At 49.1% G+C, this 21,950-nt stretch carries 18 protein-coding genes; 7 read left to right on the top strand and 11 right to left on the bottom strand.

Annotated features, from left to right (window positions below):
• The 4 genes from lysS to xerD form a co-directional block, all read right to left on the bottom strand.
• Positions 1–1,484 (bottom strand): lysine--tRNA ligase (gene lysS / locus BZG79_RS03175; RefSeq protein ID WP_077773707.1); only part of this gene is annotated, 1,484 nt, incomplete at its 3' end.
• A 26-nt stretch (positions 1,485–1,510) separates the two neighbouring features.
• Positions 1,511–2,609, bottom strand: a protein-coding gene (gene prfB / locus BZG79_RS03170; protein ID WP_108743221.1) for a peptide chain release factor 2 whose coding sequence is annotated in 2 segments (ribosomal slippage) — positions 1,511–2,533 and positions 2,535–2,609 — 1,098 coding nt in all. Because the reading frame shifts where the segments join, the coding sequence is not laid out codon by codon here.
• A gap of 94 nt (positions 2,610–2,703) precedes the next feature.
• On the bottom strand, positions 2,704–4,434 hold the full coding sequence (recJ, locus tag BZG79_RS03165) for a single-stranded-DNA-specific exonuclease RecJ (protein ID WP_077773706.1): 1,731 nt from the start codon (positions 4,432–4,434) through the stop codon (positions 2,704–2,706).
• Positions 4,435–4,455: 21 nt separating this feature from the next.
• Entirely contained in the window at positions 4,456–5,346 is an 891-nt protein-coding gene (xerD, locus tag BZG79_RS03160) for a site-specific tyrosine recombinase XerD (protein ID WP_077576788.1), read from the bottom strand.
• Positions 5,347–5,493: 147 nt separating this feature from the next.
• Between xerD and fldB the strand changes: the two genes are divergently transcribed.
• On the top strand, positions 5,494–6,012 hold the full coding sequence (fldB, locus tag BZG79_RS03155; RefSeq protein ID WP_025744416.1) for a flavodoxin FldB: 519 nt from the start codon (positions 5,494–5,496) through the stop codon (positions 6,010–6,012).
• Positions 6,013–6,154: 142 nt separating this feature from the next.
• On the opposite strand, the gene brnQ is transcribed toward fldB, so the two are convergent.
• On the bottom strand, positions 6,155–7,459 hold the full coding sequence (gene brnQ, locus BZG79_RS03150) for a branched-chain amino acid transport system II carrier protein (protein ID WP_021023325.1): 1,305 nt from the start codon (positions 7,457–7,459) through the stop codon (positions 6,155–6,157).
• Positions 7,460–7,769: 310 nt separating this feature from the next.
• Between brnQ and BZG79_RS03145 the strand changes: the two genes are divergently transcribed.
• From BZG79_RS03145 to BZG79_RS03135, 3 genes are all read left to right on the top strand, one after another.
• Complete coding sequence (locus BZG79_RS03145) at positions 7,770–8,474, top strand: methyltransferase (RefSeq protein ID WP_241824097.1); 705 nt, start codon at positions 7,770–7,772, stop codon at positions 8,472–8,474.
• 106 nt (positions 8,475–8,580) lie between these two features.
• Entirely contained in the window at positions 8,581–9,804 is a 1,224-nt protein-coding gene (gene srmB, locus BZG79_RS03140; RefSeq protein WP_077461742.1) for an ATP-dependent RNA helicase SrmB, read from the top strand.
• 237 nt (positions 9,805–10,041) lie between these two features.
• Positions 10,042–11,589: an alanine/glycine:cation symporter family protein gene (locus BZG79_RS03135; protein ID WP_077679378.1), complete on the top strand. Its 1,548-nt coding sequence runs from the start codon at positions 10,042–10,044 to the stop codon at positions 11,587–11,589.
• A 92-nt stretch (positions 11,590–11,681) separates the two neighbouring features.
• Here the strand turns inward: BZG79_RS03135 and BZG79_RS03130 are convergent, their stop codons facing one another.
• The gene (locus tag BZG79_RS03130; RefSeq protein ID WP_077773705.1) at positions 11,682–12,380 is read right to left on the bottom strand and encodes an oxidative stress defense protein; all 699 of its coding nucleotides are present in this window, start codon (positions 12,378–12,380) and stop codon (positions 11,682–11,684) included.
• Positions 12,381–12,683: 303 nt separating this feature from the next.
• Between BZG79_RS03130 and BZG79_RS03125 the strand changes: the two genes are divergently transcribed.
• On the top strand, positions 12,684–13,274 hold the full coding sequence (locus BZG79_RS03125; RefSeq protein ID WP_051109689.1) for a LysE/ArgO family amino acid transporter: 591 nt from the start codon (positions 12,684–12,686) through the stop codon (positions 13,272–13,274).
• A gap of 77 nt (positions 13,275–13,351) precedes the next feature.
• Here BZG79_RS03125 and mscS read toward each other — a convergent pair whose 3' ends face one another.
• From mscS to BZG79_RS03100, 5 genes are all read right to left on the bottom strand, one after another.
• The gene (gene mscS / locus BZG79_RS03120; RefSeq protein ID WP_077773704.1) at positions 13,352–14,209 is read right to left on the bottom strand and encodes a small-conductance mechanosensitive channel MscS; all 858 of its coding nucleotides are present in this window, start codon (positions 14,207–14,209) and stop codon (positions 13,352–13,354) included.
• A gap of 168 nt (positions 14,210–14,377) precedes the next feature.
• Complete coding sequence (gene fbaA, locus BZG79_RS03115) at positions 14,378–15,454, bottom strand: class II fructose-bisphosphate aldolase (RefSeq protein ID WP_021024526.1); 1,077 nt, start codon at positions 15,452–15,454, stop codon at positions 14,378–14,380.
• A gap of 154 nt (positions 15,455–15,608) precedes the next feature.
• Positions 15,609–16,775 carry a phosphoglycerate kinase gene (locus BZG79_RS03110; protein ID WP_077461745.1) on the bottom strand — a complete coding sequence of 389 codons (1,167 nt, stop codon included), beginning with the start codon at positions 16,773–16,775 and terminating at the stop codon, positions 15,609–15,611.
• A gap of 68 nt (positions 16,776–16,843) precedes the next feature.
• On the bottom strand, positions 16,844–17,851 hold the full coding sequence (epd, locus tag BZG79_RS03105) for an erythrose-4-phosphate dehydrogenase (protein WP_077773703.1): 1,008 nt from the start codon (positions 17,849–17,851) through the stop codon (positions 16,844–16,846).
• A 197-nt stretch (positions 17,852–18,048) separates the two neighbouring features.
• Complete coding sequence (locus BZG79_RS03100) at positions 18,049–19,971, bottom strand: ligand-gated channel protein (protein ID WP_242414116.1); 1,923 nt, start codon at positions 19,969–19,971, stop codon at positions 18,049–18,051.
• A 201-nt stretch (positions 19,972–20,172) separates the two neighbouring features.
• Here BZG79_RS03100 and BZG79_RS03095 point away from each other — a divergent pair, with 201 nt between their 5' ends.
• Together BZG79_RS03095 and metK are read left to right on the top strand one after the other, a co-directional pair.
• Positions 20,173–21,093, top strand: coding sequence for a LysR family transcriptional regulator (locus BZG79_RS03095; protein ID WP_077669385.1), 921 nt, complete (start codon positions 20,173–20,175; stop codon positions 21,091–21,093).
• A gap of 178 nt (positions 21,094–21,271) precedes the next feature.
• Positions 21,272–21,950, top strand: a 679-nt coding sequence (metK, locus tag BZG79_RS03090) for a methionine adenosyltransferase (protein WP_077773701.1), incomplete at its 3' end; no start/stop codon positions are given.

The following is a 21,950-nucleotide window of genomic DNA, read 5'->3' as shown; positions in this document are numbered from 1 at the left end:
GCTGGGAACAAAATCACATCGCGAATGGTATGTGTATTGGTAAAGAGCATCACCAGACGATCAATGCCAATCCCCTGCCCTGCCGTTGGCGGCAAGCCATGTTCAAGCGCATTAATGTAATCGGCATCGTAATACATGGCCTCATCATCACCGGCATCTTTGGCATCAACTTGGGCTTTGAAGCGCGCATCTTGATCTTCGGCATCATTTAGCTCCGAGAAGCCATTGGCCACTTCACGCCCACCCACGAAGAATTCAAAACGGTCAGTCACGAATGGGTTGTCGTCATTGCGACGAGCCAATGGTGAGATATCCGCTGGGTATTCGGTAATGAAGGTCGGCTGAATTAATTGTGGCTCCGCCGTTTCACCGAAGATTTCTTCAAGTAACTGGCCAGCCGTCCAAAACGATTCGACACTGATATTCAGTGATTTCGCAATGGCGGCTAGATGATCTCGCTCTTGCACATTCTCATCGTTCAGCGCTTGAATCTCAGCATGATCAGGGTTGTACTGCTTAATGGCATCAAGCATGGTAATGCGTGGGTAAGGCCCAGCAAAATTAATCTCATGTTCGCCATAAGGCATTACAGATTGCCCCATCACTTCCAGCGCCACACGCGATAACATATCTTCGGTGAGATCCATCAGATCGTTATAGTCCGCGTACGCCATATAGAATTCCATCATGGTGAATTCTGGGTTATGGCGTGGCGATAAACCTTCGTTACGGAAATTCCGGTTCACTTCAAACACACGCTCGAAACCACCGACAACGAGACGCTTGAGGTATAGCTCAGGCGCGACACGTAGATACATGTCGATATCTAACGCATTATGATGAGTGGTAAATGGACGTGCTGTTGCCCCACCTGGGATAACGTGCATCATCGGCGTTTCCACTTCCATAAAGTGTTTTTCTACCATGTAGTTACGAATGGCGGTCACCACACTTGAACGCACTTGGAATGCGTGACGTGACTCTTCGTTGACAATCAAGTCGACATAACGTTGGCGATAACGCAGCTCTTGATCAGCCAAGCCATGGAATTTTTCTGGCAACGGACGCAATGCTTTGGTCAGTAGCTGGTAGCGATCCATGTTGACATACAGATCGCCTTTGCCCGACTTATGCAGCGCACCATGCACGCCAATAATGTCACCAATATCTAAGCCTTGATACTCGGTTTTCAGCGCTTTTTGTACGTCTTTCGAGGCATAGGCTTGCACACGGCCTGAGACATCTTGTACCACCATAAATGGTCCGCGCTTGGCCATAATACGGCCTGCGATCGTGACTTTGTGATCAAGTGTTTCAAGCTCGGCTTTGTCTTTATCGCCAAATTCAGCCTGCAGGTCTGCGGCAAGATGCTCACGACGGAAGTCGTTAGGATGGCCGTTTGCCTTACAGTTTTCACGAATGTGATTCAGTTTGGCGCGACGCTCGGCAATCAGCTTATTTTCGTCTGGTAACTGGTCAGTCATAGAAAACCCTTTACATTAAATCGTGATTACAGGCCAGATTTGAGGCTGGCTTCAATAAATTTATCTAAATCGCCATCAAGAACGGCCTGGGTATTACGGTTTTCAACACCGGTACGCAAGTCTTTGATGCGCGAATCATCCAAGACATAGGAGCGAATTTGACTGCCCCAACCAATATCCGACTTTGCATCTTCGTTGGCTTGTTTTTCCGCATTTTGCTTTTGTAGCTCAAGTTCAAACAGCTTGGCTCTTAGCTGTTTCATCGCTTGATCTTTGTTTTTGTGTTGCGAGCGATCGTTCTGACACTGCACCACGGTATTAGTCGGAATATGCGTAATACGGACCGCTGATTCTGTGGTGTTAACGTGCTGACCACCGGCCCCCGATGCACGGTAAACATCAATGCGTAAATCAGAAGGATTGATCTCGATATCAATGTCGTCATCAATTTCAGGGTACACAAACGCAGACGCAAATGAGGTATGACGGCGCCCGCCAGAATCAAACGGCGACTTACGCACCAAGCGATGTACGCCTGTCTCCGTACGTAACCATCCGTAGGCGTATTCGCCCGATATACGCACAGTCGCCGATTTAAGCCCAGCGACATCGCCTTCAGATACTTCGATAACTTCGGTTTTAAAGCCTTTCGCATCCGCCCAACGGAGGTACATGCGGAGCATCATGTTGGTCCAATCTTGCGCTTCTGTGCCGCCAGACCCTGCTTGCAAGTCAATATAGCTATCGGATGAATCATGCTCGCCAGAGAACATACGACGGAATTCAAGCTTAGTGAGCTTTGTTTCAAGGTCGGCCAACTCAGGCTCAACTTCATCAAAGGTTTCTTGATCGTCTTCTTCGACCGCCAGCATCAACAGCTCGTTGACATCTTCGCCCCCTTGGGTCAAGTGATCGATGGTTTCAACCACCGCCTCCAGTGAAGCACGCTCTTTACCCAGCGCTTGGGCACGTTGTGGTTCATTCCATACGTCGGGTTGTTCTAATTCGGCATTAACTTCTTCTAGACGCTCTTTTTTAGCATCGTAGTCAAAGATACCCCCGAAGGACATCGGTGCGTTCAGCGATATCCGCGAGGCGATTTTTGATTGGATTAATCTCAAACATGGTCAAGCATCTTCATTATTTGCGGAAATTTAACCGCCGAATTTTAGCGAATTGTCGCGCTAATAAACAGGGCGTGATGGAAAAAGCCGCACAATTAAGCCGGTTCAAGGTAAGAAACAATCAGCTGAGCACTGCGATTACCACGAAACTCATTGATATCCAGTCGATAAACGAGGTGAAGCGTTTTGACACTGGGATCCGGCCAGCGACGCACATCCACGTTAAATGCGATCGCATCTATCATGGTGCCACCACCTTCAGGCTCAACCATCAATTTTAAGTGTTTTCCTCCCACCAGCTTTTGCTGTAATACATGAAAGTTGCCATCGAACTGCGGCTCTGGAAACCCTTGTCCCCAAGGTCCGCCAGATTGAATGATCTCGGCAGTCTCTATCCCCAGCTCATGGCTTTGCAGCGCGCCGTCGCTCAATAGTACCCCTTTCAGATCATCCTCACTAACCTGCTCGCGCACCTGCGCATCAAACTGCTTGGCGAACGTATCAAACTGTGCTTCGTCGATGGTCAGTCCCGCGGCCATGGCATGGCCGCCAAACTTTTTAATTAACCCGGGATTGAGCGTATCTATCCTATCTAGCGTGTCACGCATATGTAAGCCGGGAATCGAGCGTGCCGATCCTTTGATCAGCCCCTCGCCACCGTCGGCAAAGGCGATCACCGGACGATGAAATTGATCTTTTAAGCGCGACGCGAGAATGCCAATGACACCCTGGTGCCAATCGCGCTGAAATAAGGCCAGTCCCACCGGTAAATCTTGCTCAGAGTGTTCGGCAATCAAGCGCTCGCACCAAGCCACGGCTTCTTGCTTCATACCTTGTTCGATATCTTTACGCGTTTGATTTAACGCATCCAGCTCGGACGCCATCCGTCTGGCCGCATGGATGTTGTCGCACAGTAATAGCTCTACCCCGAAGGCCATGTCATCTAACCGTCCTGCCGCATTGATCCTGGGCCCTAGCGCAAAACCAAAATCACTGGCGACCAGTGTTGCCATATTGCGATTGGCGACCTCGATCAAGGCTTGAATCCCTGGCCGACAACGACCTGCTCGGATCCGCTGTAACCCTTGATGAACAAGAATGCGGTTGTTGCTATCAAGCGCCACCACATCCGCCACCGTGCCGAGTGCGACTAAATCGAGTAGCTCAGCCAGATTAGGGATAGCCAAATCTTGTTGCGTAAACCAACCTTGGTCACGCAAGTGCGCACGCAAGGCAAGCATTAAATAAAACGCGACCCCGACCCCTGCTAACGCTTTAGAGGGAAAGTGGCAGTCATCTAAATTCGGGTTGACCATCGCATCCGCATTCGGCAGTTGATCGCCGGGCAAATGATGATCGGTTACCAATACGTGCATACCGAGGGCTTTGGCATGGGCAACACCTGCTAATGAAGATACGCCATTATCGACGGTCATAATCAGTTCTGCGCCTCGCTCAGCGGCTTGATCAACCACCTCTGGGCTCAAGCCATAACCATCATCAAAGCGATTGGGCACCAAATAATCTACGCGTGTCGCGCCCATCATACGCAGTGCTTTTACTGATAGCGCCGATGAAGTCGCGCCATCAGCATCAAAATCTCCAACGATTAAAATAGACCGATGGGCCGCCAAGGCCTCGGCAAGCAAGTGTACGGCGGCATCGATCCCTTTGAGCGCTTGATATTGATGGAGCCCCGCTGCGCTGCGATTTAGCTCGCTATCTGTTTGTAGCCCACGGTGCGCATATAAACGCTGTAAGAGCGGAGGAATGGCATCGCTGAATGCTGGCGTGACTGACGGCGTCCGTCTTTTTATTTCTATCATGAAGTGATTATCAATTGCGGGTTAACCTCGAGGATGATGCGCTTGATGAAGCTGTTTCAAACGCTCCGTCGCCACATGGGTATAAATTTGCGTCGTTGAAAGATCACTGTGCCCCAACAACATCTGTACTACCCGCAAATCCGCACCATGATTAAGCAGATGGGTCGCGAAAGCATGTCGAAGGACGTGTGGAGATAAATCATCGGTCTCAATACCGGCCAGTTGAGCATAATATTTAATTCGATGCCAAAAAGTTTGTCGTGTCATTTGCCGCGCGCGTTTACTCGGAAAAAACACATCGGTGCTGGTTTGGCCCAATAAGACGGGACGACTGTGAGCTAAATACTGTTCGAGCCAATCCACCGCCGATTCACCCATCGGTACTAACCGCTCTTTATCGCCCTTCCCTGAGACACGCACGACACCTTGGCGAAGGCTCACGGTTTCAGTGGTGAGTTCAATTAATTCGGTTACACGTAGCCCGGTGGCATAGAGTAGCTCTAGCATCGCTTTATCTCGCAACTCTAACGGATCGCGCGTGTTCGGTGCCTCTAATAAATCGTCGATCTGCGCTTCAGTTAGATCTTTTGGCAATCGTTTAGGTTGTTTGGGACTTATCAGCGTCGCACTCGGATCGTCGGGACGCAACTTCTGACGGTATACATATTGAAAAAGCCGACGTAATGCCGACACCATTCGGCTGCGAGAGCTGGACTGGTAGCCTTGTTCGTGTAACCAATACTGATAATCTTGTAAATCTTGCTTACTCACTGCCACCAATGCACGACGGTCGAGCCAGTGACAAAGCTTGAGTAAGTCGGCACGATAGGAATTTAAGGTATTCTCGGATAACCCGCGTTCCATCCACATGGCGTCCAGGAACTGTTCGATTAATTCAATGTTTTTATTCACGTTCAGCCTGCTTGGTTATAAATCGGAAAATACGTGGTTTGCCGGGATAGGGACGGCCAACATTATACAAAATGTCGCCAGCCCTTGCTGGATCAAATTGCCGTTCAACAGGTAAACTGCCCGCATGATAAACAACAGAGTCGCGCTATGAAAATCGGTCTTTTTTATGGCTCTACCACCTGCTACACCGAAATGGCCGCGGAAAAAATCCGTGATTTTATCGGTGACGATCTGGTCGAGCTCCACAATGTTAAAGAAACGCCGCTCGCCAAGATGGCAGACTATGACTTACTACTGCTAGGCATTTCCACCTGGGATTTCGGCGAACTCCAAGAAGACTGGGAAGCCGTTTGGCAAGATATTGATAGCTTGCAGCTAAACGATAAAGCCATCGCCCTGTTCGGTTTAGGGGATCAGGAAGGCTACGCGGAATGGTATCTCGATGCCATGGGCATGCTTCATCAGCAGTTGCAAGGTTGTGGCGCGCAGTTTATTGGCTACTGGCCTACCGCAGGCTACCGCTTTGATGCATCCAAGGCGGTGACGGAGGATGGTAAACAGTTTGTCGGCTTAGCCCTCGATGAAGACAGCGAATACGATCTCAGTGATGAGCGCATTCAAACCTGGTGCGAGCAAGTGCTGGTAGAATATCAGGCAATGCTTTAGCGCGCACTGCGTGCAATCAATCCGACGCTGAACACTTGCTAAACGTGAGCGCTTGAATCGCCTAGGCGGTGATAGAGTTACCACTACCATAATAAAAAAACCGCGCTACTTGGCGCGGTTTTTTTATCTTAATGCAAGGCGATTACGCTTCGGCTAAGGCCGAGTCTCGGGCGCCAACAAACTTGGCCACCACCATGGCGACTAACGTCGGCAGTAACCACGCCATACCGACATCAAACAATGGCAAGAAGTTGAAGGTGCTCATATCGACTCCCATTACTTTTACCGCATCGAGTAAGCTAAATACCAAGGCAACGCCCATCACTAAACGATAACCCAGTGCTGGATTCGGCAACCAGCGACGAATAAAGGTCAAGCCAATCAGGGCAATCGCGACGGGGTATAAAGCGAACAACACCGGAACGGAAATGGCGATTAACTGCTTTAGGCCAACATTGGCAACCACGGCACAGACGGTTGCCACCACTACCACCCAGCGGCGGTATGTCCATGAAGTCAGTGAGCTAAAATAGTCTGCACATGCGCTGACCAAGCCAATTACCGTGGTCAAACACGCCAAACCGATGATGGCGGCAAGGATCATTTGTCCAACCGGACCAAACAGCGCATCCACATAGGCGGCCATGATTTCGCCACCGTTTTGTGTCCCCTGTGCCACCACACTCGCGGTTGAGCCTAAATAAAACAAGGAAACATAGACAAACGCTAAGCCTGCGGCAGCAATAATGCCGGCGTAAATCAGATACATGCAGGTCGCTTTGTTGTCTTCAATACCTTTTTTGCGGATAACATCGACAATCAACATACCAAACATCAAGGCGGCGAAGGTATCCATGGTGTTATACCCTTCAAGAAAACCGGTCGTCAGCGCATTCTCAACGTAACTTCCTTGCGCGGCGGCCACCTCACCTTGTGGATTAACAATCACCGCGATCGCCAAGATCGCTAATGCCGCAAATAATAAAGGCGTCAAGAATTTACCGATCGTGTCGATCAGTTTTCCTTGCGAAAGAGAGAAAAACATCGCGGCGGCGAAAAAGACAACAGAAAACGCACCCAGCTCAAGCTGTCCAGGCGATGACAAAAAAGGCTTAAAACCAATCTCGTAAGCGACCAATCCGGCACGAGGCGCCGCAAAAGCCGGGCCAATGATAATAAAAATCAACACTGCCATCAGGGTCGCGACACCGGTTGGCAAATCACGAGTGAGCCCTTTCCAGCCCCCTCCTGCGATGGCAACGGCGATAATACCAATCAGCGGAAGACCGACGGCAGTGATCAAAAATCCGATCATGGCGGCGGTGTAATGGTCGCCAGCTAACATGCCAGCTTGTGGTGGAAAGATTATATTTCCCGCGCCTAAGAAAAAGGCAAAGGTCATAAAACCTAACGCTAAAATATCTACTAATTTTAAACGTTTAGTCACAATGAATACCTACAGCTTTAGAGGGTGTTTGCAAATGAATAATCTTTCGCCCATCTGAAACGCTGATTTATAATATTTTGTTTCAGACGATAGGCGGAATGCAGAATAATGAACAAGTTCCCTGTCACAGTAAAGGCATTGGCAAAAAACCTTGTGATCTTCTGCTTTAGCAATAACAATCAGCTCAATAAACTGGCTAAATAATTATCTCTGGCATTTTTCAATAACGATATCTTGCAACACTCTGATCACATTAAAGCAAAAAATGCTATCGGCTTGCTGACCAAACTACGGAGACACTGAGCATCTTGTGAGTCAATTTCGATTTAAACAGTTCACGATTGAACACAGTAACTGTGGCATGAAAGTCAGTACCGACGGGGTGCTGTTAGGGGCGTGGGCCGAACCGAATCAGGCACAACACAGTTTAGATATAGGGACTGGCACCGGATTATTAGCCCTTATGTTGGCACAACGTTTTCCTAACCTGGCAATGACAGCCGTCGACTATGACGTGTCAGCGTTTCACTGTGCATACGACAATGTGGCAAGGTCACGGTTTGTGGATCAAATTCAGGTACAACAGACCGATATCAACACCTATCGCAGCCCGCATCTATGGCCTCACATTGTGTGTAATCCGCCGTATTTTACCAGTGGTATTTCATCAAAAAACAAGCAACGTGCGATCGCCAGACACACGCAAACGCTTAGCCATGAAGATTTAGTTCACTGCTTGGCTCGTCTTTTAACGCCAACAGGATGTGCTGATCTGATTTTACCCCTCAAAGAAGCCGAGGCGTTGATCGAACAGGCCGCTGAATGTGGTCTCTACTTACGCCGCTATGTCCGCGTGAAGCCTAGCTCGAATAAACCGCCATCACGATTATTGTTCACTTTAAGTCCCACGACGGGCACGCTAAGATCTGATACGATCACCGTGCGTGATCAACATGGCGACTACACCCAAACGTTTGCCGCCTTGACGCGCGCGTTTTATCTCAAATTGCCGTAAGCAAAACATCGCAGTGTAGGACAACCCGTATTGGTGATGACGCGCTGCCTATTTACACCATTTGCGTCTATAATGCCGCGCTTAACTATCCTTGGAGAATTACCCTGTGCGAAGCTTTGCCGAACTAGAGCTGGATCCTGAACTGCTCAGTGCACTCGACGATATGGGCTATCAGCGCCCAACGCTTATCCAATCGGAGGTCATCCCCCATGGTATGGATGGGCGCGACATCCTCGCGTCGGCACCAACCGGAACGGGAAAAACCACGGCTTTTTTGCTGCCAATGCTGCAGCACTTGTTAGATTTYCCACGGCAAAAGCCAGGACCAGGCCGCGTGCTTATTCTGACCCCCACGCGTGAACTGGCAATACAAGTCGCTGATGAAGCGCGTGCATTAGCCAAAAACACAAGTCTAAAGGTGTTCACCATTACGGGCGGGATTTCGTATCAAGAGCACGCCGAGCAATTGGGAAAAACCCAGGATATTGTCGTCGCGACCCCAGGTCGCTTAATGGAGTACATCGAGGCAGAGCGTTTCGATTGTCGCGCCGTTGAGTGCCTTATTCTCGATGAAGCAGATCGCATGTTGGATATGGGCTTTGCCAATACGGTCAATCGCCTATCTGATGAGTGCCAACGTCGTCGTCAGACCATGCTATTTTCAGCAACACTTGAAGGTCGCGGGGTTAGCGGATTCACTGACAGTCTTTTGGACGAGCCAGAGCTAATCGATGTCACCCCTCCTCGCCGTGAACGCAAAAAAATCACCCAGTGGTATTACCGTTGTGACGACCTCAATCATAAACGCGCGCTACTCAAAGCCATTGTGAACGATCAAGCGGCGCGCGCGATTGTCTTCATAAAAACACGTGAACGCTTGGCGGAACTTCGCGAGTATATGCAGTCACAACAACTCGAATGCGCCTGGATTCAAGGTGAAATGCAACAAGCCAAACGCAATAATGCCATCAGCCGTTTTAGTGAGGGAAAAGTGCGTATTCTCCTCGCGACCGATGTGGCCGCTCGCGGCATTGATGTGCCTGATATCACCCACGTGATTAACTACGATCTTCCGCGGACTGCCGATGTGTATTTACACCGTATTGGTCGCACAGCACGCGCGGGTAAGAAAGGATCTGCCATTTCGCTGGTTGAGGCCCACGATCAGCCCATGATGGATCGGATCACCCGTTATATGGATGAAGATATCAAAGAGCGAACCATTGATGGTTTGAAGCCAAAACATAAAAAAGCAGAGCACAAAAAGAAAAAAAAGAAGCAAAGCGATAAAAAGACAACCACAGCTAAAAAGCCCAAAAAACGCAAATAGATTTAGACATCCATCCGTCACACTGACTGGCTGAAATATAAGGATTTACTCAAGGAGGCCCTACACGGTCTCCTTTTTTTCGCCTGTCACGTCCATTTTACTGCACACTAAACGATCAATTTCACACATCACGTAATGCAATGACACAAAATATTAACAATTGAGCTGCAAATCAGTTTAAGATGCTAGCCGCGATTACAATAAAACATGATGCAAACACAGTAGAAGGAACTCACTATGCAATCGTTTGTCGATTTCTTAAATAGCATCATATGGAGCCCAGTGCTGATCTACACCTGCCTAGGTGCAGGACTGTTCTACTCCATATTGACACGTTTTGTGCAAGTCCGTCATTTCTCCGAGATGTGGCGACTGCTTTTTTCTGGGAAAAGTTCGGAAAAAGGGATCTCTTCATTCCAAGCGCTCGCCGTTTCCCTTTCTGGTCGTGTCGGTACCGGTAATATTGCCGGTGTGGCAGCAGCGATCGGTTTTGGCGGTCCAGGCGCTGTTTTTTGGATGTGGGTTGTTGCCTTCTTAGGGGCGGCAACGGCATTCACCGAGTCAACCCTAGCGCAGATTTATAAAGAAGAAGACAACGGTGAGTTCCGCGGTGGGCCAGCGTATTATATTGAAAAAGCGATGGGGCAAAAATGGTATGCCATTCTTTTTGCACTCGCGACACTCCTCGCTTGTGGCGTCATGTTGCCGGGCGTACAGTCGAATGCCATTGGTAATGCCGTTGAAACCGCCTTTGGCTCAGGTGCTATGGTTGATACCGCCATGTTTGGYGCACTCGAGGTGTCTAAAATCATCACCGGCGCCTTTATTTCTGTCGTACTGGGTTTCATTATTTTTGGTGGTGTGAAGCGTATCGCCCACTTTACCCAGATCGTCGTGCCATTTATGGCGCTGGCGTACATTATTATCGCCTTCGTCATCATTTTGCTCAACATCAGCGAAGTACCTACCGTGTTTGCCATGATTGTTGGCGATGCCTTCACACCAATGGCCGGTGCTGGCGCAGCAATCGGTTGGGGGGTGAAACGTGGGGTTTACTCTAACGAAGCCGGTCAGGGAACAGGCCCTCATGCTGCCGCTGCTGCGAACGTTGAGCACCCAGCTCAGCAAGGTTTGGTGCAGTCGTTCTCCGTGTATATTGATACGCTATTGGTCTGTTCAGCCACCGCATTTATGATCATCATTACCGGTGCTTACAATGTGCACGGTGCCGGTGACGCCTTTATCGTACAAAACTTAGCCTCATCGGTGGCAGCCAATAGCCCTGAGTTTACTCAGCTTGCCATTGAAGCGGCGATGCCTGGACTGGGCAAACCCTTTATCGCGTTTGCACTTTTCTTCTTCGCCTTTACTACCATTCTTGCCTACTACTACATTGCGGAAACCAACATTGCGTACCTACGTCGCACGTTTAAAGTGCCTGGTATGATGTTTGTACTGAAACTGGTGCTGATGTCCGCGGTATTCTATGGTTGTGTTCGTAGTGCTAACCTCGCTTGGGCATTTGGTGACGCTGGCGTTGGCTTAATGGCTTGGCTCAACATTGTCGGTATCATCATCATCTTCTTCATGTCCAAACCGGCGATGAAGGCGTTGAAAGACTATGAAGAGCAGCAAGCCCAAGGGGTTGAAACTTACACCTTTGATCCCGTCAAACTGGGGATCACAAATGCTGACTACTGGGAGCAGCGCTTGGCGCGTCGCAATGGTACTCAGGACAGCCAAGCAACAGATGCAGATGGAAAGCCGATTAATCCAACCGCGTAATCCATCCTAAAGCGATAAAATACAGGGCGCCTTAGAGGGCGCCCTTTTTTATGGGTATAGCGGTAATGCCGTGCGCATTACGTATTACAGGCTTAGTCTTCTAAACGAAAAATAATATCGACTTGATCGCGTATCTGCATAGTTGCATCCTGATAGGTTGCTGCCACTTCAGCACTGTCACTACGCATTTGTGCGTTCATCATCACCGGGCGCGGATGACTTGAGCGGTAGCGAACTTGCCAAACGCTATCAATGCGCATCCCCAGGCTTTTAGCCAAGGCATCTGCTTTATCTTTTGCGTCGTTAACAGCAGCCTCGCGCGCCTTGTCTTTAAGCGCCAACTGTTCGCTACTGGTTAGCTGTACCTGTCGGATACGGTTGATCCCCTCGCCCAACGCACCATCTAGCACTGCATTCAATTTGTCTAGCTGATTTAGCGTCACCGTCACCTGTCGTTCGGCACGATAACCTATCAGTTCAGGCGCTTTGTCTTTTGTATGTTGATAACGTGGCGATAGCTGGATATGGGCGCTCTMTATCTGATCACGTTTCACACCTTGTTTTGCCAGCCGTTCGATAAAAGCAGCAACCGCTTTATCTGATGCGCTTTTTGCTGCTTTGGCGGTTTTTCGCTCAGTGACCACGCCAACATCAATATTGGCCATATCAGGCGCTGCCGTGATTTCCCCAACACCTGTGATCTCTAAATGAGGAAAATCGATGTTGGCCATCACCGCCGGGGAAATAACCAACGCGCCGGTGAGCCATATTATTGCTTTAAACTTACGCATCATCTCTCCTTTTATGGATTCAAAATATCATGAGGTTACAGGTCAGACTCTTTTATCAGCGAAAGACTCCCTCGCTTAGGTCAAGTTTATGTTAAAACCCGATCAACGCCATTTATGACTCGGCACAAACCTGTGTGTGATCGGCAATTTCTCTTCTTGCTCCCGTATCCGTTACATGATGAAGAAAATTCGGTTCCCTTTCCGGGTCGCTCTGCTTAAAGTGAGGGGAATGACACGAGATAAAAGGAATAGACCGTGAGCAGTTTTTTAGTCGCACTTCAAGGCTTAGGATTAAGTCTCACCATGATTATCCCCATTGGCGCGCAAAACGCCTATGTGATTAACCAAGGGATCAGCCGTGAACACCATATGATCACTGCATCCATTTGCTTTGTCTGCGATATTGTCTTGATCTCGACAGGTATCTTCGGTGGAGGCGCTTTATTAGCGAGCTATCCTTTATTGCTGAATACGATAACTATCGCTGGCATCGCGTTTCTCAGTGTGTATGCGTGGCAGTTTATACAAAGTGCGCGTCAGCAACATCAGGAAGACGACTTAACAGTACCGAGCATGAGCCGCGGGCGCCGAGCAGTGATCATTGGTGCGCTTGCGGTGACCTTGCTTAACCCGCATGTTTACCTTGATACCGTGGTGGTGTTAGGGGCGATTGGCGGCCAGTTTGCATTCGATGAGCGAATTGCCTTTACGATCGGCGCGCTGATGGGGTCATGTTTATGGTTTTATGGCTTATCCGCAGGGGCTGCCCGCTTATCGCCTTGGCTGTCGACGCCATCGATACGTCGATTACTCGACCTGTTAATGGCCAGTATGATGATCTTTGTTGCCGGCAAACTGGCGTTCGGTCTTTATGCACGCTTGCTCGCCAGTTAAGCCATGGGAATGGATGCGGCACACTTACCGCACCCATACCAGTGAAAACCAATAGACTGCTCAAATCAATAGACTGCTTACGCTTGGCTCTCACCGCGCTCGAAATGAACACTCATTTGCGGGAAAGGGATTTCAATACCGTTTGCGTCCAGCGCTTCTTTGATGGTCGGCAGGAGCTCAAAATACACACTCCAGTAATCTTCTGTTTTCACCCAAGGTCGAACGACGAAGTTCACCGATGAGTCGGCCAATGTCATCACCGCCACATTAGGCTCAGGATCTTTTAGAATAAGCGGATGCTGCGTCACAATATCGGWTAACACCGCTTTGGTTTTCTTCAAATCCGCGCTGTACGCCACACCAATGGTTAAATCAATGCGACGTGTCGCATGCTTAGAATAGTTAGTGATAGGGCTGCTGATCACTGAACCATTCGGCACCACCACCATTTTGTTGTCAGGGGTAGTCAGCACGGTAGAGAAAATTTGTATCGACTCGACAGAGCCTGCAACACCTGCCAGCTCGACATAATCCCCTGATTTAAAGGGGCGAAACATCACAATCAAGACGCCTGCGGCAAAGTTAGCTAACGATCCTTGTAAGGCCAAACCGACGGCTAAACCAGCAGCACCAAGAATCGCAATCACAGAAGCGGTTTGTACGCCAACACGGCTGAGTGCCGCAATCAGCACGATGATAAAAAGCAAGTATCGAACCAAGCCATGGATGAACTCAACCACCGCATTGTCCATATTACGCTTGCGCATCACTCCCGCCATGGAATTGGCGAGCCCTTTTACCACCATGTTACCGATCACTAAAATCAATAATGCTGAGACAATATTGACCCCATATTGAATCAATAAATCTTGGTTGTTGGTGAGCCATGTTTGTGCCCACTTCGCCCCTTCTACCACCGTGTTCTCTTCACTCATTCCTTTTTCCCTCTATGATTGGAATAAATCATAACCTAATAGTAACAGGCTTTTACCCTCCGCTGTCTATCTTCGCGTCTTCGTTCAGTGAACGCGGCATCACCATATATAAAAAAAGCCCGCCAAATATGGCGGGCTCATGTCTTCTTGTGCTATCAGTACTGTAACTTACAGTACGTCAACCGCGTTAAGATCTTTAAAGGCTTGCTCAAGACGTGCAACCATTGATTCTTGACCTTTACGCAACCATACGCGTGGATCGTAGAATTTTTTGTTTGGCTGATCATCACCTTTCGGGTTACCGATTTGGCTTTGCAGATAACCTTCGTTGTCTTGATAATACTGACGGATACCATCCCATGTTGCCCACTGGGTATCGGTATCGATGTTCATTTTGATCACGCCATAGCCAATAGACTCTTGAATCTGCGCTTCTGAAGAGCCCGAACCGCCATGGAAGACGAAGTTTAGGCCATTGGTCGGTAGACCAAATTTCTCTGAGCAGTAAGCTTGTGATTCACGTAGGATTTCTGGCTTAAGTACCACGTTACCTGGCTTATAAACACCGTGAACGTTACCGAATGAAGCGGCAATGGTGAAGCGAGGGCTTACAGCAGACAGTTTTTCGTATGCGTACGCCACTTCTTCTGGCTTGGTGTAAAGGTCAGCGGTATCAACATCGCTGTTATCCACGCCGTCTTCTTCACCACCAGTAATGCCCAGTTCGATTTCCAGCGTCATGCCCATTTTGTCCATGCGCGCCAGGTATTCGGCACAGATTTCCATGTTCTCTTCCAGTGACTCTTCAGACAGGTCAATCATGTGAGAAGAGAACAGTGGCTTGCCGTGTTCTTTAAAGAAAGCTTCACCGGCATCAAGCAGACCGTCGATCCACGGTAGCAGTTTTTTCGCTGCGTGGTCAGTATGCATAATCACTGGCACACCATACACTTCAGCCATCGCGTGAACGTATTTCGCACCGGCAACAGCGCCTTTAATTTGCGCTTCTTGACCGTCTAGCTTCAGGCCTTTGCCTGGGAAGAAGCCTGCACCACCGTTAGAGAATTGAATAACCACTGGCGCTTTTACTTTCGCCGCAGCTTCCATTACAGCGTTGATAGAGTCAGTGTTTACCACGTTAACCGCTGGCAACGCGAACTTGTTCTCTTTAGCAACTTCAAATACTTTCTGAACATCATCGCCAGAGATAACGCCAGGTTTTACAAAATCAAAAACTTTAGACATGGCTCTTGTCCTATTAAATCGGGTTGTCTTTGCTGAACTGAGTAAAGATGCGCATCGGCACCCTTATCAATACGGTGCAATCGTTTACGACTCGGCCTATTGTAGTCAAACGAAAGCAAAAACGGGAGACATCACTCCCGTTTTATCGTCGGATTTATGCGTCTTTCGCACGCGCTTCCAGCATTTCTACCGCTGGAAGTGGTTTGCCTTCAACAAACTCAAGGAAGGCGCCGCCGCCGGTTGAGATGTAAGACACATCGGCTTTAATGCCAAATTTATCAATTGCAGCCAAGGTATCACCACCGCCTGCAACCGAGAAGCCTTCAGACTCAGCGATTGCTTTTGAAATCCCTGCAGTGCCTGCTTCGAAGTTCTTAAACTCAAAAACACCCACTGGGCCATTCCAAAGAATGGTTTTGGCATTTTTCAAGATGTCAGCCAGTGCTTGGGTAGATTCTGGCCCTAAGTCGAAGATCATGTCATCGTCTTGCACGTCTTCAACACGCTTGATTTCAGCCTCTGCATTTTCATCAAACGCTTTGGCACACGCAACGTCGGTCGCAACAGGGATATGGCACTCTTCCATCAAAGATTTCGCCGTATCCACCAAATCTGCTTCATAAAGCGATTTGCCCACATTGTGGCCGTCCGCTGCAATAAAGGTGTTGGCAATACCACCACCGACAACCAGTTGGTCTGCAACGGTAGACAGTGATTTCAAAACGGTCAGTTTGGTCGACACTTTTGATCCACCCACAATCGCCACCATTGGGCGAGCAGGGTTATCCATTGCTTTACCAAGCGCGTCTAGTTCGTTCGCCAGTAATGGTCCGGCACATGCGATCGGTGCATGTGTGCCCACACCATGGGTTGATGCTTGCGCGCGGTGCGCAGTACCAAAGGCGTCCATCACAAAAATATCGCACAGTGCGGCGTACTTTTTAGACAGTGCTTCGTCGTTCTTCTTCTCGCCTTTATTAAAGCGAACGTTTTCTAGCACGACGAGCTCACCGGCGTTCAGTTCAAGACCGTCTAAGTAATCTTTAGCCAGGCTAACGTTGCAGTCTAGCGCGTCGTCAAGATAGTTCACGACAGGTTGCAGTGAGTATTGGTCTTCAGGTTGTCCTTCTTCAGGACGCCCCAAGTGAGAGGTCACCATCACTTTAGCACCGGCTTCCAAGCAGTGTTTGATGGTAGGCAATGACGCCAAAATACGTGCGTCAGAGGTAACTTTACCGTCTTTTACCGGCACGTTCAGATCCGCACGGATAAAGACACGCTTTCCGGCAAGATCTAAGTCGGTCATCTTAATTACAGACATAGGGTCCTCTCTATAAGGTTGCAAATTGAAACTGACTTAATCAGGGCGACCCCCTTGCGTTAGCGCACTCATTGCGCCATCGCCAAGGTGGTATCCAACATTCGGTTGGCAAAGCCCCACTCGTTGTCGCACCAAACCAACGTTTTTATCAGCTGATGATTACTCACCCGCGTTTGCGACCCATCGACAATGGCACTGTGTGAGTCGTGGTTGAAGTCTATCGACACCAAGGGCGCTTCGGTATAATCCAGTATACCGTCTAATGKACATCGAGATGCGGTTTGCAGAGCTTGATTTACGTCATTAACTTTCACTTTAGTACGTACAGTGACACTTAAATCCATAGCTGTCACGTTTATCGTCGGCACACGCACAGAAATCGCTTCGAACTTGTCAGAAAATTTCGGAAAAATCCTACCGATCCCAACATGCAATTTGGTATCGACAGGAATGATAGACTGGCTAGCCGTGCGTGTACGACGAAGATCGGAATGGTAGGCATCGATCACCTGCTGATCATTCATTGAAGAGTGAATGGTGGTGATGGTGCCAGACTCAATACCAAAGTGCTCATCCAGCGCTTTGATCACCGGCACAATGCAGTTTGTGGTACAAGATCCATTGGAGACAATACGATCGTCTGTCGTCAATGCCTCGTGATTGACGCCATATATCACGGTTCGGTCGACATCTTGGCTCGCAGGGTGTGAAAACAAGACTTTTTTAGCGCCAGCGGCAATGTGTGCTTCGCCGTCTTCACGGGTACCAAATTTGCCCGTACAGTCTAAGACAATATCGACATCAAGATCACGCCAAGGTRACAGTTGTAATTCCGGTAAGTGAAGAAGGCGAATGCTGTCGGTGGAGACAAACAAATGTTCTTGATTGTAAGAAACAGGCCAACCGAATCGACCGTGGCTCGAGTCATACTGGAGCAGATGCGCCATCGCTTCCGGCTCGGCGAGTTCATTAATCGCCACCACTTGAATGCGATCGTGCTTACCGCTCTCGTACAGGGCACGCAATACGCTGCGCCCTATGCGGCCAAATCCATTAATTGCGACTCTGAGTGCCATGTCCATCGGTGCTTGTTTGACGATGGTACACAGTGTATCTCAAGCACGTAAAAGACGCACGTATTGTGTGAGTCTTCTCACGCGAGTTGAGAACAAAACGTAGTAAAAAAACGCCCGTCCGGTAAAAGTCCGAGACGGGCGTGGCAGTGTGATGGCGGCTGCAATCGATGCAGCAAAGGCCATCCTTTTATTGTGACTTAGAAGCTGATATTCATGCCTAACCAATATCGGCGCTCATCACTGATATAGCCGTAATCCTCATAGTCACGTTCTTTGTCCAATAGATTATAAACCGCACCTTGAAGCTCAATGGCGTCGCTGAGCTGATAGTTCATCCCAGCGTCTACCAAGGTGTAGCTCGGCTCTATATTGCTTCGAGAGGATGGGCCTTTGACAGGATCCATTTCTTCGCCACGGTAGGTCGCGCTGACCCAAGGGCTCAACCGCTCGGTGGCTTGCCAGTTTACTTCGCCATACGCGAGCTGCTGAGGAATTTGATTCAGAGGTTGACCTTTATACGCACCGGTCTTCTGCTCCGAATCGGTGTAGGTATAACTGGCGCTGATATCAATGGTGTCAGTCACGGGAGCAGATACATTGGCCTCTATGCCTTGGGTAACGGCTTCGTCAACATTGATTCGATAAGTTGGATCTGAGCCAAACCGATTGGGACCGTCGGTGCACACGGAAGCCGGGCAGGTCACACGGGTGATCTTATCTTTAAAGTCATTATGGAATGCTGTTAACGAGCCACTAACTCCAGTATCGCCTTGATAGTTAATACTCACTTCTGAGTTCACAGACGTTTCAGGTTCCAGGTCAGCGTTACCATAGATATTACCGCCACGACTCACTTGCGCCCAATTCGGCGCAATTTCTCGCAGTTGTGGTGAACGGAATCCGGTCGCGATCCCACCCTTCACTATCCAGCTATCGGTGAGCTGATAAACACCATACAGGCGTGGACTGGCGTGATAATCATAGTTTTCATCATGATCAACGCGTAAGCCTAGCGTCACGATAAATGGGTCAATCACTCGCCATTCATCCTCCACAAACAAGGCGGCCTGAGTATTATCAATTTCAGTTTGGCTCGATGCTTGATTAGAAGAAAAGTCCTCCAGTTCGGCATGGGTCACCGAGCCGCCAACCGTCAAAGTGTGTGTGTCAAAATTACGGATAAGACGGGTTTTAAACTCGGTGTTGTTAATCGTCATCTCACGACTTTTATTGCGGCTTTGCTCGTGCTGTAGGTGTGAGTCTGACCAGCCCCACGTCCAATGTCCTTCATGGCCGAGCGCTACCGATTGTCGCCGATATTCATTATTGCTGTTTTCACAACCGCCTCGACAACCCTCGGTCGGCACGGTTTTACCCATTTGGCCATTGCGCTCTTGCGAGCTCGCGCCTAAGTCTAGGGTCCATTGTTGAAAATCGCTGGCATCATAGGTCAACGAGGTTGATAGGCTGCGTAAAGATTTATCCTCGTAACCGAAAGTAATGTCGTCTTCTTGACGTTGAACCGTTTGGCCCGATACCTTCATACCCAGCTTATCGCTTAGGGCGCCAGAAAGGTAAAAGTTGGCACTTTGTTCATCGCCTGATGCGCGTTTTTCTTGTAATAACGTACTCAGCTGCACATTACCGTGCCACTCTTGCTGGTTACGACGTGTAATAATGTTAATCACCCCACCAATGGCATCAGAGCCATACAATGTCGACATCGGCCCGCGAATCACCTCAATACGCTCAATCGCTTGCAAAGGCGGCAGCCAACCTTGTTCAATGCCGGGTCCGTCGCTGTTTGGGCGTGTTTCACGACTGGTGGTACGCTTTCCATCCACCAGCATCAGGGTATATTTTGACCCCATACCGCGAATGCTTATATCCGTGGTATCGCCACCGCCTGTCACGACCACGCCAGGGATGCGTTTTAGGGCATCCGTGACGTCTCGATAATAACGACCTTCTAGTTGGTCACGGCTAATCACACTGATACTTGCTGGCGCCTTTGCTGTGGCTTGCTCAAATCCTGAGGCCGTGATGACCATGGTTTCAGTATTTTGATCGACCGCTTCAGCCGCATGAATGGCACTTAAGGGGATACCGGCTAATACCATCCCAACTACGCAGGGACGAAGACAACTGGACATAATCAACTCCATTCTGTGATAATGATTATCGTTTGTTAACTGATAATTATTCACATCTAAGTCAGGGCAACTAGTGGCAAAACAGGAACACTTCGTTCCAGTGATAGAACGACGTCATGGTCACCAAACGACAGGTGTGGACTTTCAACGGAATCAAAAAGGACGATTATGCAGGACTTCTCCTCTATTCGTGCATTTGTTGCTTTATGCCAACATCAAAGCCTAACGGCGGCCGCGAAAGCACTGGGACAGCCCAAATCAACTCTCAGTCGTCGTTTAGCGCAGCTCGAGACAGATATGGGGCAGTCACTGACACAACGGCAAGGAAACCGGCTAGTGTTAACCAAAGCAGGCGAGATATTCTCCCGTTACTGCCAACAAATGCTCGATTTGGTCGAGGAAAGTGAAGAAGCGATCCAAGGGTTAAATAATCACCTTCAAGGGCCAATTGACGTGATTTGCCACCCAGGCATGATGCGTGGATGGGCAGGGCCATCGATTAATGCCTTTTTAGCGCAACACCCCAAGGTTTCCATTACATTAACGAGTGACGTTAGCCCACCGCGTATCCAGTCTGCGGATCTGATTATTTGGGCGGGCGATATGATACTGCCGATGAACTGTCGGGCTCATAAGCTAGGCACTTGGCAATATGGTATTTATGCTGCACCACACTACGTGGCACAACACGGCCCTTTTATGCATCCAAGCGCTTTGGACGGCCATCCATGGCTGGATGTTTTTGCCCTTCGGCGGCAAGGGTTGACGCTCCATAATCACGATAAAACCTATCATTTAAGCGCCATGCCTAGCCGTTTCAATTGCGACATGATAGCGATCCAGTTAGATGCGATTGCAAATGGACAAGGTGTCGGACTTCTGCCGACTTGGAGTGCAGCTGGCTATCAGAAACACCACCCTGATAAAATTATACGGTGTTTAGCGCAATGGCACTCAGCGCCGGTTCCATTGCATCTTTATTGCAGTGCTGGCCGCCTTCCTCTGCGTGTCGAGTCACTCAAACATTGGCTGCAAGAAGCGGCTCCAACCGGCTGGCAACCCGCAAGTTCGCCTCAAGCCGTCACCTAGAACAATACGATACGACTCGCCTTTGCTATACCTAGAGAGGTCCCCTGATGCATTAACTGACTTGCGTTTATCGTATTTGCGAATAAAATAGACGTCTAGAAGTTAAAACATCTGAGATGATCGGCGAGACAACTCGCTACGTATCGTCGGTATTCTTGATAACCAATGAGAGTGTCACATGGCTAAGCACCTGTTTACCTCAGAGTCCGTCTCTGAAGGCCATCCTGATAAAATCGCCGATCAGATTTCTGATGCGGTCTTGGATGCCATTCTTGAGCAAGATCCCAAAGCGCGCGTTGCCTGCGAAACCTATGTGAAGACCGGAATGGTCATGGTAGGCGGGGAAGTGACGACCTCAGCCTGGGTTGATATTGAAGAGCTTACTCGCCAAACGGTACGTGATATTGGTTACGTCCATTCCGATATGGGTTTTGATGCCAATTCTTGTGCAGTATTGAACACCATTGGCAAGCAATCGCCTGATATAAACCAAGGCGTTGACCGCGCTGATCCCAAAGATCAAGGTGCGGGCGATCAAGGGATTATGTTTGGTTTTGCCACCAATGAAACCAATGTACTGATGCCAGCCCCTATTACTTATTCACACCGTTTGGTTGAGCGCCAAGCGCAAGTGCGTAAAGATGGCACCTTAGATTGGCTACGTCCTGATGCAAAAAGCCAGGTCACTTTCGCCTACGACAACGGCAAGATTGCGGGCATTGACGCCGTGGTGCTGTCAACACAGCATTGCGACAGCATTTCAACCGACGATCTCCGCGAAGCGGTCATGGAAGAAATTATCAAACCGGTTCTGCCTGCAGAATGGCTCACCAAAGAGACCAAATTCTTTATTAATC

Source organism: Salinivibrio sp. MA427 (assembly GCF_001996115.1).
GTDB classification, from domain to species: domain Bacteria; phylum Pseudomonadota; class Gammaproteobacteria; order Enterobacterales; family Vibrionaceae; genus Salinivibrio; species Salinivibrio costicola.
Note: the sequence above shows the minus strand (reverse complement) of the source record. Positions and strands in the feature narration are given on the sequence as shown.

Coding starts and splice junctions, on each gene's coding strand:
- recJ (WP_077773706.1), bottom strand. CDS start 4,434: ATGATAGAAATAAAAAGACGGACGCCGTCAGTCACGCCAGCATTCAGC.
- fldB (WP_025744416.1), top strand. CDS start 5,494: ATGAAAATCGGTCTTTTTTATGGCTCTACCACCTGCTACACCGAAATG.
- BZG79_RS03125 (WP_051109689.1), top strand. CDS start 12,684: ATGATTATCCCCATTGGCGCGCAAAACGCCTATGTGATTAACCAAGGG.
- fbaA (WP_021024526.1), bottom strand. CDS start 15,454: ATGTCTAAAGTTTTTGATTTTGTAAAACCTGGCGTTATCTCTGGCGAT.
- BZG79_RS03110 (WP_077461745.1), bottom strand. CDS start 16,775: ATGTCTGTAATTAAGATGACCGACTTAGATCTTGCCGGAAAGCGTGTC.
- BZG79_RS03100 (WP_242414116.1), bottom strand. CDS start 19,971: ATGGTATTAGCCGGTATCCCCTTAAGTGCCATTCATGCGGCTGAAGCG.
- BZG79_RS03095 (WP_077669385.1), top strand. CDS start 20,173: ATGCAGGACTTCTCCTCTATTCGTGCATTTGTTGCTTTATGCCAACAT.